The organism is Oscillatoria nigro-viridis PCC 7112 (assembly GCF_000317475.1).
GTDB classification, from domain to species: Bacteria; Cyanobacteriota; Cyanobacteriia; order Cyanobacteriales; family Microcoleaceae; genus Microcoleus; species Microcoleus nigroviridis.
The window spans coordinates 6129310-6147802 of sequence record NC_019729.1; the positions used below are offsets into that span (position 1 = coordinate 6129310).

9 protein-coding genes, 1 other RNA gene, 3 pseudogenes and 1 CRISPR repeat array (1 of these 14 cut by a window edge) are annotated in these 18493 nt (G+C 43.3%); of the genes and pseudogenes, 7 read left to right on the forward strand and 6 right to left on the reverse strand.

All coding sequences use genetic code 11. The annotated features are described in order from the left end of the window. Positions 1-1546: direct repeats of the CRISPR family, unit length 37 nt; unit sequence GTTTCAATCCCTGATAGGGTTTTAGGTTTTTTCCGGC; it begins 3538 nt to the left of the window's first position. Between the two features lie 251 nt (positions 1547-1797). Then, positions 1798-1941 (reverse strand): annotated as a pseudogene (locus OSC7112_RS42655) (CRISPR-associated endonuclease Cas2); the annotation flags it as partial. Positions 1942-2635: 694 nt separating this feature from the next. On the opposite strand from OSC7112_RS42655, the gene OSC7112_RS25580 reads away from it, so the two are divergent. From OSC7112_RS25580 to OSC7112_RS25590, 3 genes and pseudogenes are all read left to right on the forward strand, one after another. Further along, entirely contained in the window at positions 2636-3382 is a 747-nt protein-coding gene (locus tag OSC7112_RS25580) for a dienelactone hydrolase family protein (protein WP_015178611.1), read from the forward strand. 99 nt (positions 3383-3481) lie between these two features. Then, positions 3482-4381, forward strand: coding sequence for a S1 RNA-binding domain-containing protein (locus OSC7112_RS25585; RefSeq protein ID WP_015178612.1), 900 nt, complete (start codon positions 3482-3484; stop codon positions 4379-4381). A 351-nt stretch (positions 4382-4732) separates the two neighbouring features. After that, a pseudogene (locus tag OSC7112_RS25590) lies at positions 4733-6229 on the forward strand (IS5 family transposase). Positions 6230-6303: 74 nt separating this feature from the next. Here the strand turns inward: OSC7112_RS25590 and OSC7112_RS25595 are convergent. Together OSC7112_RS25595 and OSC7112_RS25600 are read right to left on the reverse strand one after the other, a co-directional pair. Continuing rightward, positions 6304-8535: a GumC family protein gene (locus OSC7112_RS25595; RefSeq protein WP_015178613.1), complete on the reverse strand. Its 2232-nt coding sequence runs from the start codon at positions 8533-8535 to the stop codon at positions 6304-6306. A 21-nt stretch (positions 8536-8556) separates the two neighbouring features. Then, the gene (locus OSC7112_RS25600; protein WP_015178614.1) at positions 8557-9987 is read right to left on the reverse strand and encodes an SLBB domain-containing protein; all 1431 of its coding nucleotides are present in this window, start codon (positions 9985-9987) and stop codon (positions 8557-8559) included. Positions 9988-10020: 33 nt separating this feature from the next. On the opposite strand from OSC7112_RS25600, the gene OSC7112_RS25605 reads away from it, so the two are divergent. After that, positions 10021-11376 carry an O-antigen ligase family protein gene (locus OSC7112_RS25605; RefSeq protein ID WP_015178615.1) on the forward strand — a complete coding sequence of 452 codons (1356 nt, stop codon included), beginning with the start codon at positions 10021-10023 and terminating at the stop codon, positions 11374-11376. A gap of 222 nt (positions 11377-11598) precedes the next feature. Here OSC7112_RS25605 and OSC7112_RS25610 read toward each other — a convergent pair whose 3' ends face one another. After that, on the reverse strand, positions 11599-13764 hold the full coding sequence (locus OSC7112_RS25610; RefSeq protein WP_015178616.1) for an ATP-binding protein: 2166 nt from the start codon (positions 13762-13764) through the stop codon (positions 11599-11601). 162 nt (positions 13765-13926) lie between these two features. Beyond that, on the reverse strand, positions 13927-15207 hold the full coding sequence (gene purD, locus OSC7112_RS25615; protein WP_015178617.1) for a phosphoribosylamine--glycine ligase: 1281 nt from the start codon (positions 15205-15207) through the stop codon (positions 13927-13929). 337 nt (positions 15208-15544) lie between these two features. Here purD and OSC7112_RS25625 point away from each other — a divergent pair, with 337 nt between their 5' ends. The 3 genes and pseudogenes from OSC7112_RS25625 to OSC7112_RS41265 form a co-directional block, all read left to right on the forward strand. After that, entirely contained in the window at positions 15545-16807 is a 1263-nt protein-coding gene (locus OSC7112_RS25625; protein ID WP_041622740.1) for a 5-(carboxyamino)imidazole ribonucleotide synthase, read from the forward strand. Positions 16808-16857: 50 nt separating this feature from the next. After that, positions 16858-17045: non-coding RNA, 6S RNA (gene ssrS / locus OSC7112_RS36190), on the forward strand. A 127-nt stretch (positions 17046-17172) separates the two neighbouring features. After that, positions 17173-17302 (forward strand): annotated as a pseudogene (locus OSC7112_RS41265) (ISKra4 family transposase); the annotation flags it as partial. A gap of 312 nt (positions 17303-17614) precedes the next feature. Here OSC7112_RS41265 and OSC7112_RS25630 read toward each other — a convergent pair. Then, positions 17615-18376, reverse strand: a complete 762-nt coding sequence (locus OSC7112_RS25630) for an FkbM family methyltransferase (protein ID WP_015178620.1) — start codon at positions 18374-18376, stop codon at positions 17615-17617. Between the last annotated feature and the right edge of the window lie 117 nt (positions 18377-18493).

An 18493-nucleotide genomic window follows, 5' to 3' on the forward strand; every position in this document is an offset into this window, starting at 1 on the left:
TTTTTTCCGGCTTGAAAAAATTCTAGATGGGGCATTTTTCATATCTAGGTTTCAATCCCTGATAGGGTTTTAGGTTTTTTCCGGCTTTGTATTTTTGGGTTAACTCATCTAAGGTTAGAATATGGTTTCAATCCCTGATAGGGTTTTAGGTTTTTTCCGGCGCAGAGAAACCGTGTGGATGTCTGGCACAGCCGTCGGTTTCAATCCCTGATAGGGTTTTAGGTTTTTTCCGGCTTTGCTGTTCAGTTAATTTAATATTTGTTTCAATAAAGTTTCAATCCCTGATAGGGTTTTAGGTTTTTTCCGGCGGCAGCTTGCATAGCCCAATCCATCGAAAACTCAATGTTTCAATCCCTGATAGGGTTTTAGGTTTTTTCCGGCTTTTCTCCTGTGTTTAAATTACACACACCAAAAAGTTTCAATCCCTGATAGGGTTTTAGGTTTTTTCCGGCTCAAAAGTTGCGTGCTCATAGATATCTCCGGGCGAGGTTTCAATCCCTGATAGGGTTTTAGGTTTTTTCCGGCAAGTGAGAAAAGTCTGAGCATCAAAGGCACTAATGTTTCAATCCCTGATAGGGTTTTAGGTTTTTTCCGGCTCTATCAATCATTTTAAAACAAGCAAATAATGTTTAAGTTTCAATCCCTGATAGGGTTTTAGGTTTTTTCCGGCATTTTATAGCCGCAACAATTGCTTGGGGGTGGCGAGTAGTTTCAATCCCTGATAGGGTTTTAGGTTTTTTCCGGCGGATTTGACTCAGCACAAGGTGAATATATTGGGCGTTTCAATCCCTGATAGGGTTTTAGGTTTTTTCCGGCGCACATCGTAGGCGATGTCGATAAAATAACAGCATTGCGTTTCAATCCCTGATAGGGTTTTAGGTTTTTTCCGGCGTCAAAGCAGCCACTCCTTCACTGGCTACTGCTGTGTTTCAATCCCTGATAGGGTTTTAGGTTTTTTCCGGCTAAGTCAGGCATCCGTATTTCGGAATCTCGATCGAATGTTTCAATCCCTGATAGGGTTTTAGGTTTTTTCCGGCAGGAGCAATGGAACTGTTTACAGTGTTTACAACAGGGTTTCAATCCCTGATAGGGTTTTAGGTTTTTTCCGGCAAGCGCAAAAACTGTACCTCAAAGTATCTAGCGTGTTTCAATCCCTGATAGGGTTTTAGGTTTTTTCCGGCATAAAACTAGAGAGTTTCGATCGCACTCGATCGAGTTTCAATCCCTGATAGGGTTTTAGGTTTTTTCCGGCGTTTTTAGCGCTTGCTGTTTTTTGTTGTCTTCTATATCATGTTTCAATCCCTGATAGGGTTTTAGGTTTTTTCCGGCATGAAGGTCATAGTTTCCACGAAATTGAAGAGAGTTTCAATCCCTGATAGGGTTTTAGGTTTTTTCCGGCTGAGCAAACCACTGCCGAGGTTCGCCGCCTGAAGTGGTTTCAATCCCTGATAGGGTTTTAGGTTTTTTCCGGCTGTGGTGTGTGTTTGGGTTAAATCCTAAGCGTCGGTTGTTTCAATCCCTGATAGGGTTTTAGGTTTTTTCCGGCCGCCCGTTCCAGAAGCCTTGCTGTATTTGGTTTTCAAGGTTCAGTTCTGTGAATCTAAAACAAAAGTACCATTCCAGCCTGGGTCTTGTCAATAGCAAATTCTTCTTCCTCACTCCAAAACGTTATCCTGTAAAGCTTTCAGACTTTCCGTGAATCGTTTTTTCAGGTTGGGGGCATCAAACTCTTGCCGGACATGAGTTTGAGCCTAAAAATTTGATACCCCGATTTTAACACCTACCGATTCACGGAAACTAAGCAAAAAATATTGTGCGATCGACTGGCACTACCCCACCAATGCGTTCGATCTTACCCTGACAGCAAGCGTACAGCGGAAAAAACCAAATACTGTCTTCCTTGGGTTAGATGACTTTCTTCAAGGGCGATCGTAACTTAGACTTGAGTCCTAGCCTGCATCAATCTCCTCAACCGGTTTGATAACTTTGTTCGGCGGGGCGATCGTAACTTAGACTTGAGTCCGAGCCTGCATCGAGCTCCTCAACGGGTTTGATAACTTTGTTCGGCGTGGCGATCGTAACTTACCATAGTCAGTCTCACTCAACTCACCACACTCAAACACACTCTACTACATCCACTGCCCATAAAGGGAAGCTCAAGGAAAAACCAATAACCAATAACCTACCGCAATATAGCCCTAAAAGGCTACTTAAAATTAGCCAAACAACCACAACAATTCCGCCAACCAAAAAGCAAAGCGATTTAAAAACAACTCCGATATATCATTTTTTTTTGTTCATATTTAACAGCTAATCGATTTAGACACTTATCGATAAACTCTCACGAAAAAGCCAGATAAAACGTTCCCAATCGTAGAATTATCAAAATCTATGCTTTAGCAAATCACCGATCGGAATTTATATTCTACCGCGATGGAAGCCAAAATGAATTGCTGCGAGCGATTTCCCGCAACTTATTCAACAAAACCTAAATATTCAATAATTAGCGAATTTTTACCTGCCATATTTGCAGCATTTGCGCTTTGCAGTTCCGAAAAATATTATTGGCTAATTGCCTACAACTCACCCAAATTAACTTAAAATAAGTAGAGTGGCATTTACCTTAAAACTACCTATGACAAAAACCGAAATTAGCACCAAAAACATCACAGTTCCTAACGGGGATTTGCAAATAGCTGCATACCTAGCCCAACCAGCCTCCCCAGGGCAATTTCCCGCAGTAATCGTGATTCAAGAAATCTTTGGCGTCAACTCGCACATCCGCGAAGTTACTGAAAGAATAGCAAAAGAAGGATATGTGGCGATCGCCCCAGCCATTTACCAGCGTCAAGCCCCCGGCTTTGAAACCGGCTACACACCCGAAGCTATCAAAATCGGCAGAGAATACAAAGAAAAAACCACCGCTTCCGAACTTCTGGGCGATATCCAAGCCACCATCGATTACCTCAAAACTCTACCCTCTGTCAAACAACAAGGTTTTGGCTGCATCGGTTTCTGCTTTGGAGGACACGTCGCCTACCTCGCCGCTACTTTGCCCGAAATCAAGGCTACAGCGTCGTTCTACGGCGCCGGTATCGCCACCCAAACCCCCGGCGGCGGCACCCCCACGATCGCCCGCACAGCAGACATTAAAGGCACTCTCTACGCCTTTTTCGGCAATCGAGACCCCAGCATTCCCTTAAAACAAGTTGACCAAATCGCCGCGGAATTGCAAAAACACCATATTTCTCACCGAATTTTCCGCTACAATGCCGATCACGGCTTCTTCTGCGACCACCGCGGCAGTTACGACGCTACCGCAGCAGCCGACTCGTGGATGCAGGTGAAGCAGCTATTTCATCAGCAACTTCAACCAGCTTAGAGAGTGGGAGATGGGGAGATAGGGAGATGGGGAGAGTGGGAAAATTTTTTCTACTGACGACTGCCAACTAAATTACTGACAACTGACAACTAAACTCACATGAATTCCAAATCTACAGGTTCTCAAAGCGCAAAAGCATCCTTTTCAATGGATGATTTTGCTAAAGCCCTCGAACAGCACAATTACGAATTCCAGAAGGGACAAGTAGTGCGCGGCAAAGTGTTCGAGTACGACTCAAACGGCGCGTATGTTGATATCGGCGGCAAGTCTTCGGCTTTTTTGCCGATCGAAGAGGCTGCTTTGAGAACAGTAACGGATTTGTCGGAAGTGGTTCCGCTGGACGAGGAACGGGACTTTTTGATTATCCGCGAACAAGATGCAGATGGCCAAGTTACTTTGTCTCTGCGGCAGTTACAAATTCAGCAAGCTTGGGAAGATTTAATTGAATTGCAGGAAACCGGTAAAGTTCTTCAGGTGCGGGTTTCTGGGGCGAATAAGGGCGGCGTGACAGTAGATGTTCAGGGAATGCGCGGCTTTATTCCCCGATCGCACTTAGTGGACCGCGATAACCTAGAATCGCTGATCGGTCAATCTTTGAGCGTTAATTTTTTGGAGGTCGATCGCGAACGAGAAAAACTCGTACTTTCCCAGCGGATGGCCACTCAATCGAATGCTTTCAAGGACTTGCAAATCGGTCAGTTGGTGGAAGGAAAAGTCAGCAGCATCAAGCCTTTTGGCGTGTTTGTAGACTTGGAAGGAGTGAGCGGTTTGCTGCACATCAAGCAAGTCAGCCAAAAATATATTGATAACCTTGGAAAGCTCTTTGCTCCCGGTCAACCCCTGAAAGCGATCGTGGTTGACCTCGATGAAAGTCGCGGCCGCATTTCACTTTCTACTCGCGTACTGGAAAATTACCCAGGGGAAATGGTGGATAAAATGGCGGATGTTATGGATACCGCTCAAGAGCGATCGGAACGTGCTAGAAAGACTCTTTCTTAAGTCTCGATCTAATTACAACCCCGACTTCTTTAAGAAGTCGGGGTTGTAACAGCGCGATCGTTTTACGTTTAATTAAATTGATTTACTTAGTTTCGATTTTACATCGACTTCTTATACCAGTTTCTCCAAAAAATCCAACTAGAGGCTAACTCCAAACCCCTATCGAGTAAGTTAATACCCCTCGCCAATCAAAAATCCAAAATAGTCTTACTTCTTCCTTTGGCTATCTAGGGCTTGCTGAATCAGTGAGAAAAGTAAACAGTGTATGGGTTTTCCGAACAAAAAAGTAGTAAGGGTCGCCGTGAAAAACAGGTATAATCAGTCAAAACCCGTGCATCACCACCTGCGATCGTGTATAGAAAAGCTGAGCTTGCCCCAAGCTCCCCATCCGACTTTGAACTCCCCTTTGAAGGAAGATTGTCAGAAGATAACCGTTGGGTAAAAATGACCCAACTAATTCCTTGGTTAGAATTTGAATCAGAATATGCTGCAAATTTTCCGACCGAAATGGGAGCACCCGCTTGCATCATTTAGGATGGCATTAGGGGCATTAATTATCAAAGAAAAGCTGGGAATCAGCGACATAGAAACAGTAGAACAGATCCGAGAAAACCCATACCTGCAATACTTTATAGGTCAATCAACATACAGTAATGAACCCCCATTTGATCCATCATTATTAGTCCACTTTCGGCAGCGAATCAGTGCAAACTTAATCAAGAAAGTGAACGAACGGATGGTGGAAAAAATGCGCGAAACCACCCCAAAACCGCCCGAAAAAAAAAAGGATTCGGACGCAAAAAATGAATTAACCAATCAAGGAAAATTAGTCATAGATGCGACCTGTGCTCCAGCAGATATTAGCTATCCCACCGACTTAGGGCTATTAAACCGAGCCAGAGTTCATACCGAAAAAATCATCGATATTCTCTATAAATCCCTCAAAGTAAAAATCAATAAAAAACCCAGAACCTACCGGAAAATAGCCAGGAAAGACTACTTAGCAGTAGCAAAACAACGACGACCTAAACGAAACAAAAAAATCCAAGCCCTTAAAAAACAACTGCAATATATCAAAAGAAACCTCGCTAATATTGAACAGCTAATCGAATCAGGTGCCACCCTACAAAGTTTGACCAAAAAGCAATATAAAACCTTGCTAGTTCTCACAGAAGTCTATCGCCAACAACTCTGGTTATTGGAAAATAAAAAACAGAGTATATCGGACAGTTGGGGTAAGTTTAAGCCAACCGCACATCCGTCCCATTGTTAGAGGAAAAGCAGGAAAACCCGTAGAGTTTGGAGCTAAACTGTCAGCGAGTTGCAGTGAAGGATATGTATTTTTAGACCGGATAAGTTGGGATAACTTTAACGAATCAGGAGACTTAAAAGCACTCATTTGAAGCATTTAAAATTTACACAGGATGCTATCCAGAATCAGTCCATGCCGATCGCATTTATCGAACCAGGGAAAATCGAGCCTGGTGTAAAGAAAGAGGAATTAGAATTAGTGGCCCCCCTTTAGGAAGGCCACCAGCAATTGTTAGTAAGGAAACCAAGAAACAAGCCTGGGAAGATGAAAGAATTCGTAACTCTATTGAGGGCAAATTTGGACAAGGTAAAAGAAGATTTAGCTTGAATCGAGTGATGGCAAAGCTTGATAATACTTCGGAAACAGCTATTGCTATTACTTTTTTAGTGATGAACCTTGCTACCTGGTTAAGACGGGTTTTTTGTGTGTTTTTATGTCAAAAACCAAAAATCACACCTATTTATGGTTCAATGATTATTAAAAGCTATAACTGGGCAAGTTATAGTCAACAAAAAGTTATGTTTTGCCGAGCTTGAATTGCCCATTAATTGCGATCGCGATTTTTCCTAACTTATTCAGTAAGCCCTATCTAACTCCATTTGAGCGATCGTTATTTAACCCCATTAGCTACTACTCCCAATACTTTAAAATCCGCTACCTTTAGTTGATCTAAAGCTTTGTTGACCAGACCGCGATCGGTTTTTTCTATTTTTACTATCAGCACTGTACCATCAGTTTGAGATGCTAGTAAATGACCGTCTGCTAAACCCATTAAAGGTGGCGTATCGTAAATGACTAAATCAAATAAGGCTAGGAATTGTTCCATTAAATAGTGCATCTTTCTCGATGAAAGTAATTTAATTGGGTCGGAGGGAATAGTACCTGCCGTGAGGACAAAAAGATTGTCATCGTCTGGTAATCGCTGAATAGCCTCATTTAAGCTTAAATCAGAACTTAAAACATTACTTAAACCTTTCATATTTGATAAGCCAAGGTATGTGTGCAGTTGAGGCAAACGCATATTAGCATCCACTAATAATACTCGTTTACCAACAGCAGAAGCAGTTTTAGCTAAATAAAGTGCTACAGTTGACTTACCCTCACCTTTAATAGTCGAAGTGATGGTTAAAGAACTTATTGGGTGTTCAGCATTTAATAATTGAATATTTGTGTATAAGTAGTGAAATGCCTCGACCACAGGAAAATCTTTGTAATTTGAAACTATTATTCGTTTTAAGCTTGCACTGTTAGTATTTGAACTTACGCTAGTGAATTGAGCGGGAACCCTTTCACCTCTACGAGATTTAATTTTCATCGCTTTGGCGATCGGAATTACTCCCAAAAGAGGGCTTTTAGTTGCAGATTTAATTTCTTCTGGAGTATGGAAAACAGTATTTAAAACTTCTACTAGAAAACCTATAGCAATGCCTAGTAAAGTGCTAATAACGAGCGCGATGGCTAGGTGGCGGCGGGTTGGTTTTTCTGTGACTGGGTTGATCTCACCATTTTCGTTTGTGACTAACTGGGGTTTAGATATAATTTGCCAAGAACCCTCAATTTGACCAGCATCTAGTTGTAAAGCTTTTTGTTTTTCGATGAATAGTTTGAGAGTATCTTTAGCTAGTTCTAGCTTTAATTGTATATCATCATAGCGACGTTGAGCTTGGGGCATTTGAGTGATTTTTGCTTGCAGTAAATTTTGACTATTAGTTATCAATCGCTCGCGAGCTTCTAACTGTTTGAGTTGTGATTGCATCTGCAAGAGGACAGTATCAGCTTCTTTTTTCATTAAAGCGCGCAAACTTTGCTGCTTTTCTCGCAAAGATTGAATGGGAAGGCTATTTTCATAAAATTGAGTAGAGGTTAAAGCTAATTGCGACTCTATTTCATTTACTTTGCTCATTAAATTTTCATAAGATTTGGGGCTAATATCAACAATCCACCGATTATCGCCCGTTAACGATCTTTTTTTGTAGCTTTCATATTGAAGCCTACTTTCTGCCAGTTGTGCTTGCACTTCTAGGCGACGATTAGTTACACTATCTAGCTGATCGGATAGGCTGCGGCTGCGTAGTTCTGGTTGATTAAAGTTATACTGAACTCTTAATATTTGTAATTCTTGTTGCAATTTATCTACTTTCTGCTGGAGTGGTGGCATTTGTCGATCGATAAAATCACTACTTTGTTTGCTAACTTTTAAACGCTCTTTGTCCATATATTCTAGGTAATATTTGGCAGTTTCATCCAGCACATATTTGATCCGCTTGGGATCTCGATCGCGGTAGCTAATATCTACAAGCTTAGTACCCCCCTGCTTCCCATCTCGCAAGAAAGTAACACGTTGGATGGTCAAGCGGCTGTTGAGATTTTTATAGTCAAATTTTGGATATTTTTTCTGCAACTTATTAACTAAAGGTAGTAATACTTCTGGGCTTTTTAAAACCCGCGATAAACTTTGATAATCCACCGAAGAACCTTCTTCCACTGATGATTTAATTTTGTTCAAGTCTGTGATGCCTAAACTGTTATTTTGAGCTTGCACCAAGAGCTTTGACAGCCGATCGTCAGCCGTAATGGGTTCCGCTAAAACTGTAAATTTTCCTTCATACTCAGTAATAGAGTTTTTGGCAGCCCTAAGCACGAAACTACCGCTTAAAGTAGCTATGCTGGCAGCTACTATGCCCATCACCAGAAGGCGACGTTTGATGACAGCTAGTACCCAATTCATATCAAGAACTTGGTCATCCTCTGCTGGGGTACTAGCTAGGTAATTAGCGGAGGGAACAGACAAATATTGACCATTCAGGTCATTCTTGAGGGAAGACAACAGTTTTTTATCCATAGCAAAAATGTTATTTAATTCCTAATTTCCGAATAGTCTGAGTAGCTCGATGAGTCGGGTAGGAACGAGAATTCCACCAATAATATTATTAACTGGTGAGAGAACAGTGTTAATGTTGTCTGCCAAGATAGCAGTCCTCGAACGTGCCACTATAATTATGTCATTATCTTGAATCAGTGGGTTGCTTTGAGCGTCGATTCCTTGATTCAAATTAATTGCTACTTGCGATCTGGATATAGTGCCATTAGGATTCAGCCTGATCAGTTCCACATATCTAGAGTTAGCGCGATTTTGTCTGAAACCGCCCGCACTCATAATTGCTTGATTTAAGGTAGTATTAGGAGGTAACTTAAGTCCACCCGGAGTATTTACTTCTCCGATAACACTCACTTGCACAGTCCCCGGAGCAAAGCTAGCAGTAGTTAGAACCGAAACTTCTCCGGGGTCGATCGCCGTCGCTGTCGGGACAAAGATGATATCCCCTTCTTGTAGTATAGTATCTTGAGAGGTATCTTGTTCTTGCAAATATTGCCAGAGGTTAATCGTTCTAATTTGTTGTTTGCCACTTCTAGTATAACGTTGGAGTTGGATTTGGCGAATATCGGCGATTGATGTGATTCCACCAGCTAGTTGTAGAGCACGAATAATTGTCGGCTGTCCGTTGCTTCTTTGACCATTTTGGGTATCACCACCAATGGCTACATATCTACCGGGACGCTTCACCTCTCCGAATACTGAGACAGTACGGGGTTGCTCTGCTGGTATAGAAAAATTAGATTCACTAAGTTGACTTGTTTCTGCTAAATTAATTGTTTCTTGAGGGGGAACCAAGATTTGATCTCCATCTCGCAACGTGATATCTTGGCTGGTCTGACCAGTTTGTAAATAATCCCACAAATTATAAGTGATAGTTATTTCTTTGTTAGCCGTGAGCCGACGCCGCACAATTACTCGTCGAATATCAGCGCTAGCTCGAATACCCCCAGCTTTTTCTAAAGCTTGAGGAAGCGTGGGAAACTGAACAGATGGTCTGTTTCCGCCTCCATTAGCTAGGGGTAATAAGTAGGAGCCGGGACGGCTTATTTCACCCGATAACCAAATATTGAGCGGGCGGGCAGCTTGTAAGCTGATGGTAACTAAAGGTCTTTTTACAACCCGGCCATAAGCTCTACTGATAACTTGGGCTGCCTGTTCTAAAGTTAATCCTTGAAGGGGAATACTACCAATAATGGGGATTTGAATAGCTCCCCCAGCGGGAATTTGATACTCCCCACTAAGCTGGGGCAGATCGTAGATATCAATTCTAATATTGTCTCCACCACCTAGATAGTAGTCAGTATTAATACTTGTTGCGGGGGCTGGGGACTGAGCGAGGTTGGTTTGAGGGTAGGAGAGAGTGAGTACCAGCGCCAGCAGTGGCAGTTGTAAAGCAGGGAGAGTAAGCCATTTCATAGGTAGTAACAAATTTATGATAGAGGTAAAGCCATGAAAGATATTTTAAGGGTGCCGATGTTTGCGTTGATGCTATTGTGTTTAACGCTTATCGTCTTTGTGACTATTTATATTTTAGTCGCACGCTATCCCAAATTTGGTGCCAGATTAGAAAAGATTTTTGTGGGGATACTTTTTTTTACCATAACTGGTGGATCGGGTATCGTAGCCATGCCCTTTACCAAACTCCATCCTAACGTTTTCTACAATTTAGAAACTACACCCCCAACGATGATTGGTCAAATTGCCATTTATGGGGCCATGATATTAATGATATTTCCCCGCTTAACTAAAACAACCCAAAAAGCAGTTTCTATCTGCATTAAATGGATAGCAGGAGACATTTTTTTGGGTTTATTTTTGTTGATTATGACTTTATCGGGCTTGTGGTCGGAAACTCCTGAAATTACTTTTAGGGCTATTTTTGCTATTTGGATAGTAACACTGGTTTCTATTTATGTAGGGAAAGTGTATAGTTGGTTAGAAATTTATGGATTATTAAGATGGCTAACTGGTTTATTAGCTTTATGGTTACTTGTGAAAAGAAATCCAGCGCTGGACGGTTGTTGGACAGGAGTTTTCGGTCATAAAAACCCTTTTTCTTTTCAAATGGCTAATACAGCTTCTTTATGGATTTTATATGCTTTTAAGGAGCGTAAGTATCGATATTTCTCATTATTTATCATTTTAATAGCTTTAGTAGGATTGCAAAAAGGTTGTAGCGGTGCTAGTCGGATTTTGACTGTGGTATTAATCAGTTTGTGGAGTTATTTAGCTCTTTTAAAAAGATTACCTGTAAAATGGGCTTTTCTCTGCTTTATCTTATTTTTGGTCGGTACTATAGGTATAAGTATTTTGGTATTAAATAATTTAGAGGCTATTATTGTCGAGGGTTTGAAAAAAGATATGACTTTAACCGGTAGAACCGATTTTTGGCCTTTAATTATTGATCGAATTAATCAAAATCATCCCATATTTGGTTATGGAATGAAAGGATTTTGGCAGTCTTGGCGTGGCTCGGCAAATCCGGCTTACGGAATTGTAGTAGCTAAAACTGGTTTTGTGCCACCCCACTCTCACAATGGTTTTATTGATATACTTTGCGAACTGGGTTGGGCTGGATTATTGTTGTTTATTGGGTCATTTTTTAATAATATCTTTAGAGGTATAAAGTACCTAGTTAAAGGAAGTTTTCCAGAGTCAGGTTTGCCTTTGTATTTATTAACATTTATGCTAATGACCAATTTGACAGAGGGAGGACTATTGGGGGTTGGTACTTATTGGTGTTGGTATGTAGTTTTATCGGTAAAATTGAGCTTAGATCCCACAGCTAAGGATCGTCAACACTGATGGTGTCAGCGTTTGGTGAGGCCTATGAGGAGAATCTTTAAACAGAATAGGCATATCCCCGACTTCTTTAAGAAGTTGGGGCATTAACACCGATCGCATTTTACGTTTAATTAATATCGTTTCCGGTGGAATGGGAATGATAAAATCAAGGTCAGTAATTCCACATTCTCCCACTCCCCACTTACATCAATTCCGGTGTTACCGGAATTGAGATAAGTGGGCTTACTTAATATGACTCGCAATTGTTTCACTCTCCACAGTTGCTTCCACTGGCCAAGAATTTTCCATCTCTACTGTTTGTTTCGGCTGATAAACTGCCAAGTCGAACCAGAAAGTCGTACCCACATTAACTTCGCTAACTAAATTAATTTTAGTGTGGTGCTTGTCAATAATGTTTCTGACAATAGAAAGACCTAATCCCGTTCCTTCTAAAGTGTGTACTCGGTTTTCTACCCGGAAAAAGCGATCGAAGATTGCTTGTTGGTCTTCGGGATCTATGCCAATTCCAGTATCAGAAATTTCGATCCGCACTACCGGACAATGTTTGGCATCCGGTGACAAGTTTTGGTTGACGGATTGACTGTCTTTATGGGTGGGCGTCTCGGGTTCTAACAAATACGCTCGAATTGCCACCTTGCCGCCGGACTCAGTAAATTTTAAGGCATTTCCTACTAAATTTGCAAATACTTGCAGCAGCAAATCGTAATGACCTAAAGCAGGCGGCAAATACGGGTCAACTTCTTGCTCTAATTCAATGCCTTTATCCTTAGCATTTAACTGATAAGTCCGCAGGGTTTGTTCAACAGCTTGCAGGAGGTCAACAGCTTCCAAGTGATAAACTCGGCAGGATTCCAGTCGCGACAAGTCTAACACATCGTTAACTAAACGAGTTAGTCGATCGGTTTCTCGATTGGCAATTTCTAGGAATTCCCTGCGCTCGCTTTCTAGAAGGTCTTCTCCGTACTCGTGGAGAGTCTCGATAAAAGATTTGATATTAAATAAAGGTGTTCTCAATTCGTGAGAAACATTGCTGATAAAATTGCTTTTAGCCTCATTGAGCTCTACTTCCCGAGTGATGTCCTGCACTGTCATTGCAATGCCTTTTAGACTTTCGCGGTAATTTCCGGAACCTTGATGCTTGGAGGTTTGCTCGTAGAAAGTACACTCTACAGCTACCGGGCGTTGCGGTTCGGTACAGGTATCTTCCTCGTGGCGGATGCAGCTTCTGCAAAGCGGTTCGGCACCGGGCGCTTTGTGCAGAATGACTGTAGTTAAAACAATCCGAATTGTACGGTTAACTGGTTCGCTCATCGAGATGCGAAATTCGCCGCCTTCGCGATCGCCCGCAGCTATTTCCTGCAAAGGTCTCGCCAACTCCTGCTGCACTTCCGAAGGCAAAATGTTCAGAACATTTACTCCGAGCGCATTTTTGCCTTCCCATCCAAAAATCCGCATCCCCGTCGGATTAACTAAAATCACCTGCAAATTTGCGTCTAATAAAAGCGCGCCATCAGCAATCGTTGATACCAAAGTTTCTAACTTAGCTTTTTCCGCTGTCAGCTCTTCAATATTTTGTTCTTCATAACTTTCGAGTTTCTGGGCCATTTCATTAAAACTGCCGATCAACTCGCCCAATTCTCCCCCTAAAGGTAGGTCAACTCGCTGCTTAAAATTGCCGCTGGCAATATTTTTGACCCCAAAGACTAATTGTTTGATCGGCTGAGTAATTGTCAGGGCATTAAATACAGCTCCCAAAATTACCATCACCCAAATAGTGACGAATACTGCTAAAGTGACATCCCTAGTCAGATTTGAAGAGATAACTGCTGCGGGATTGGGGTTAATGCCGATCGCCAAAACTCCCAAATATTTGTCTTCATGAATTAACGGCACAAATACATCGGTAACTTCTCCATCTGGCGTCAAATGCTGCCGTACCAAAGGCAAAGAAGTTAAATTTCTCGCCTCAATATCGGCGAGAAAATTATCGGGAAGTTTGATCTGGCGGCGCAGCGTTAGGGAAGTCTGCACCTCGGATTCCGAAAATGGTATCCCCAGGAAAATATCTCCCGCTTCGTCTGCGTAAAGCATATAGCGGACGCTGGAGGTGCTGCTGTAAAATTGGCGGGAAAAGCGGGCTACTTCGGAGCGATCGTTTTTGGCAATCAGCGGCGCCACATTTGCCGCCAACAGCAGGCCGAGGTCGCGGCCGTAACGAGTATCGTTAAGTCTGGCGTCTTGTTGGATAGTATTCACGGCCCAGAATGTCAGGCCGCTCATAATTAACGACACTACGAGGGTAGCACCGGCCATCAGGCGGGTCTGGAGGGTAAAATCCGACCACCAGCGGGCAATAATTTCTCCGATTTTGTTTAGTATGGCCAGCATTTCACCAGTTCAATATTAAAAGCAAGATCAATTCCGTTGGCTCCCGATCGAATTTTCTGCTGCGACTTGTCCGCTACCGCCACCGCAGAGATACCAAACTTCATTGTTACATTTCTACATTGAGATTGCTTGGCTTTCGGATGGCGGCCGATGTGGCAATTCCTAATTTTTATCGCCCAGAGCTCGGCGACCGATGTCCCGACGGCAGTAGACCCCTTCAAATTGGATGCAATCAACTGCTGCATAAGCTTTGGAGATAGCTTGTTCCAAAGTTTCTCCCGCCGCGGTGACACCCAAAACCCGGCCGCCGTCGCTCACCAACTGGTGCTGCTTCAACTGGGTGCCGGCGTGAAACACTTCTGCTCCTTTGGCTTCAGCTTCCTCGATACCTGTAATAACTTTGCCTTTTTGATAACTTCCAGGATAGCCCCCTGAAGCCAAAACTACGCAAACAGAGGCCCCCGACTTCCAGCGAATAGAATATTCACCGAGACGCTGCTGACAGCAGGCGAGCACCAAATCTTCTAAAGGAGTTTCCAGCAGCGACAAAACCGCTTGAGTTTCGGGATCTCCGAAACGGCAGTTGAATTCTAAGACTTTGGGTTCTCCGTCGGGGGTAATCATTAAACCTGCGTAGAGTACACCCCGGTAGTCGATTTTGCGTTTTTGCAGTGCTGCGAGGGTGGGTTCGAGAATTTCTTCTTGAATCCTTTCCATGAGTTCCGGGGTGACGATGGGCGCTGGGGCGTAGGCTCCCATACCGCCGGTGTTGGCTCCCTTGTCGCCTTCGCCGATAGCTTTGTGGTCTTGGGCCGGCAGCAACGGTTCCACTGTGATGCCGTCGGTGAGGGCGAGAATTGAGACTTCTTGACCTGTTAAAAATTCTTCGACGACGACTCGGATGTTGTCGGTGCCGAATTCGCCTCGGAAAATGGTGTTGATGGCGCTGTGAGCCATTTTGACGGTGGTGGCAACGGTGACTCCTTTGCCTGATGCGAGTCCGTCTGCTTTGATGACTATGGGGGTTCCTTGTTCCAGAACGTATGCTTTGGCTGCTTCTGCGTCTGTAAATACGGCAGCTTTGGGTGTGGGGATGCCTGCTTCGAGCATCAATTCTTTGGCCCAGGATTTGCTGGATTCAATTTGGGCGCCGGCTTTGGTGGGGCCGAAAATCATCATTTTTCGCTGTTGGAAATAGTCGGCGATGCCTAGCGATAGGGGCAATTCGGGGCCGACGATGACTAATCCGATGTTGTTGACCATCACAAAGCGTTCGATGCCTTGGAAGTCGTCGATGTTGAGCGACAGATTTTGACAGCCTGGGGTGGTAGCTGTGCCGCCGTTGCCCGGTACGCAGAATACTTGTTTAATCCGCGTAGATTCTAGCAGTTTTTTTGCGATCGCGTGTTCGCGACCTCCGTTTCCCACAACTAAAACTTTCACAGTATCCTCACCTATAAATTTTGTTCCCTGAATGTCTGATTTTCAGTGTTGGCATCTGTCTATCTGCTTTTTGCAGTGCTGTCAATTATGCCATGCTTGGCGCTAGGGAATTGCTAGATGTGGCACTTTTCTGGAGGAGTGGGGTGCGACGCCTGTTTCTCAATGGCTGGGAGCGTGCAATAATTAAAGACTTTAGCCGACCAATTTTTCTGGGTCGGTCTCGATTTAATCATGCAATTAAAACTATTTTCTGGCTTTTAACTCTGCAATTACTGTAATTGAGCCAGGGCCAAATAGCGATAAGATAGGCAGGTTGACTTTGGGGAATTTTACTCACATGAAATCAAATCAAACCGCTGCGAGTTCGTCTGCCAATTTTCAGCGGGTAGGCGTTGTCGGCGGCGGCCAGTTAGCTTGGATGATGGGGGATGCTGCTAGGGCGCTGGGTATTGAATTGGTAGTGCAAACTCCTAATGCTACAGATCCGGCAGTTTCTGTTGCTGCTGGTGCTGTTTTGGCTGCTGTTGATGATGTTTTGGCTACGGCTCAATTGGCGGCTGGCTGCGATGTTATTACTTTTGAAAATGAGTTTGTGGATTTGGATGGTTTGCGGCCGCTAGAAGAGCAAGGTGTGTTGTTTCAGCCGAGTTTGTCGTCGCTTTCTCCTTTGTTGGATAAGTACGTTCAGCGCTGTTATTTACAAGGTTTGGGTTTGCCAACTCCGAGGTTTTGGGAATGGGATTGCAGCGCGGATTTGCCCCCAGAATTGTTTAAGGCGGTGGCGATCGACTTTCCGGCAATTTCTGTTTCTGACAGCCTGCAGAGTGAAGAAGATTCGGATGCTGGATCGATCGACTTTCCCTTTGTCGTCAAAGTTCGCCGCCACGGTTATGACGGCCAAGGTACTTTTATTGTTAAGGATCGGGGGAGTTTTGAGTCAATTCGTGCTAAACTCAAGGGTCAGTCTTTGCTAGTGGAAGAGTTTGTGCCGTTCGATCGCGAGTTGGCTGTGATTGCAGCTCGATCGGCAAATGGCGAAATTGCGATTTATCCGATAGTGGAAACTCAGCAGCAAAATCAGGTTTGTCATCTGGTGATTGCGCCCGCTGATATTAGTTTAGAGGTAAAAACTGAAGCTTGTGCGATCGCCCGCACTCTCCTCAACAGTTTGCAAGCTGTCGGCGTATTCGGCATTGAATTATTTTTAACCGCCGATAATAAGCTGTTAGTCAATGAAATTGCACCCCGCACCCACAATTCGGGACATTTTACCATCGATGCCTGCGAAACTTCACAATTTGAACAGCATTTGCGCGCAGTTTGTCAACTGCCTTTAGGTAATTCGGCTCTGAAATGTGCAGGCGCTGTCATGGTAAATTTGCTAGGCTACGAGTCGGCCCAGTCCGATTATTTAGCAAAAAGAAAACAACTGGCACAAATTAGCGGTGCTTTTGTCCATTGGTATGGTAAGAAAGTATCGCGTCCGGGCCGCAAACTCGGTCACGTTACAGTTGTGTTCGACGCGGACTTGGTGGCTCAGGGGCGATCGCAAGCACTGGCGATCGCTCAAACCGTTGAATATATCTGGTATGCAAGTTAAATTGCTCGAAGCTTGCCAAAATCTGGTTAGTTGGTATATATTAAATAAAGGTTCTACTGCGACGTTGGTGACTGCCAATAATGTTTTTTTGATCTATAACTCTTAACTCTCGGGAATCAAGATGTTTGGACAGCAGTAAACTGGGCTTGTACCCAGAAACTTTAAGTCCGAGCCAACGGTACCCACCTGGTAAAATACCAGGTCAAAAGCTGAGGTAAGACGGCGTTGCGGGGAGCCATTAAAATTTTGATTGAGATAGGCGCTGTGAAATATAGCTAGCCTATTTTTTTTTGAGCTCAACGCTTTTACTCATACTTAACGGGGAGCATCCCGGTTTTGTAAATGGTTAAAAGTATGATAGAAGCCAAAGTTGTGTCGGACATCTCAAAATTACACAAAAACAAGCAAACTGCTTGGGGATAGAGCCTTACAGCCGTAGAATTCCTCTACGAGAAAAATGCTGTTTTCTACTTTCGGCTTCTGAGTCGTACCAAAAGGGAGCATCTCATATTTGTAAAAAAACTTTTTCTGGATGCTTCATTCTGACTCTTTCCTCGCAGCAAGAGAGCCTCAAAACTCCAATTTCTAGCTGGGCTGCTTTCATTGAGATGCTCCTTTCATTTTTAATGAAACCCTATTTAAATCCACAGCAGCTTAGGGCTTTGCTAAGTTCGACAATTTTCGTACCCGGTTATGAGCTGGGTTGTGTGATTAGTTTGATTTATCGCCACAACTCCAGAAAATTTAACCTTCTTTCTGACATCCATTAAATTAGAAGAAAGCGAATCCGTTGCCGAACTTCCTTCTTCAACATCTGCTATATCCTTGAGGGTTGCAGCTTCGGGATGCTAAAATCGAGCCGTACCATTTATCTATTGGTATTTGCTTTCCGATCCGAAATCCTAAGCTTTCAATAATTTGTCGGGTTTCCGCGTGAGTGTGACCAGACCACAAGTGATATTCTAAAGAAAGGTTTTGCACAAGTTGCCAAGTATCTCGATCTTCAAATAACAGCCATTCTGCACCTTCGCAGTCTACTTTGGCTAAATCGACGCTACCACCAATTCGCTCGATCGCCCTGCGAAATGATATCATTGGTATTTCGCCACTTTCGCTAACTGTCGATCTGGTTTTTCCCGAAACTTCCCGAATGTCGAGGACTACTTTACCATCTCGACATCCTACTGCTTCCATAAAATATGTAAAATTTGCGATTTTAGATTGATGTTTGAGGTAATTTTCTAGGTAGGGATTAGCTTCGTAGGCGTGAATTACGGCCTGGGGAAACCTGTTCCTCGCAGCAATCGGAAATAAGCCGACATTGGCTCCAATATCAATAATTGTCATCAGCGATTCAGATAGTTGCTCGACTCCGTAGCAGTCGTCTAAAAGCACTTCTATAAATTCTCCGTCCATGCCTTTCTCTGAAGGCACGTTTACTCGATGCAGTTTTCCTTGCACAATTAATTGTTCTGGCAATTGAAAGTTAGCAACTCTGCTAAATTTAATCCCTAACTTTTTGGCTCGAATTTGGCGCTGCACGAGTTGCTGAAGTTTATGGACAAACATAGGGAGAGATTGAGATTTGTTGTATTTTTAAAATAACCTTAAATGATGGAAAAGCCTCTAGGTAATAATTCGCATTTTGCACCGGTTGTAAATCGAGTTTATGTCTGCGAATTTAAC

Coding starts and splice junctions, on each gene's coding strand:
- OSC7112_RS25605 (WP_015178615.1), top strand. CDS start 10,021: ATGAAAGATATTTTAAGGGTGCCGATGTTTGCGTTGATGCTATTGTGT.
- OSC7112_RS25585 (WP_015178612.1), top strand. CDS start 3,482: ATGAATTCCAAATCTACAGGTTCTCAAAGCGCAAAAGCATCCTTTTCA.
- OSC7112_RS25595 (WP_015178613.1), bottom strand. CDS start 8,535: ATGGATAAAAAACTGTTGTCTTCCCTCAAGAATGACCTGAATGGTCAA.
- OSC7112_RS25600 (WP_015178614.1), bottom strand. CDS start 9,987: ATGAAATGGCTTACTCTCCCTGCTTTACAACTGCCACTGCTGGCGCTG.
- OSC7112_RS25630 (WP_015178620.1), bottom strand. CDS start 18,376: ATGTTTGTCCATAAACTTCAGCAACTCGTGCAGCGCCAAATTCGAGCC.
- OSC7112_RS25580 (WP_015178611.1), top strand. CDS start 2,636: ATGACAAAAACCGAAATTAGCACCAAAAACATCACAGTTCCTAACGGG.
- OSC7112_RS25625 (WP_041622740.1), top strand. CDS start 15,545: ATGAAATCAAATCAAACCGCTGCGAGTTCGTCTGCCAATTTTCAGCGG.
- OSC7112_RS25610 (WP_015178616.1), bottom strand. CDS start 13,764: ATGCTGGCCATACTAAACAAAATCGGAGAAATTATTGCCCGCTGGTGG.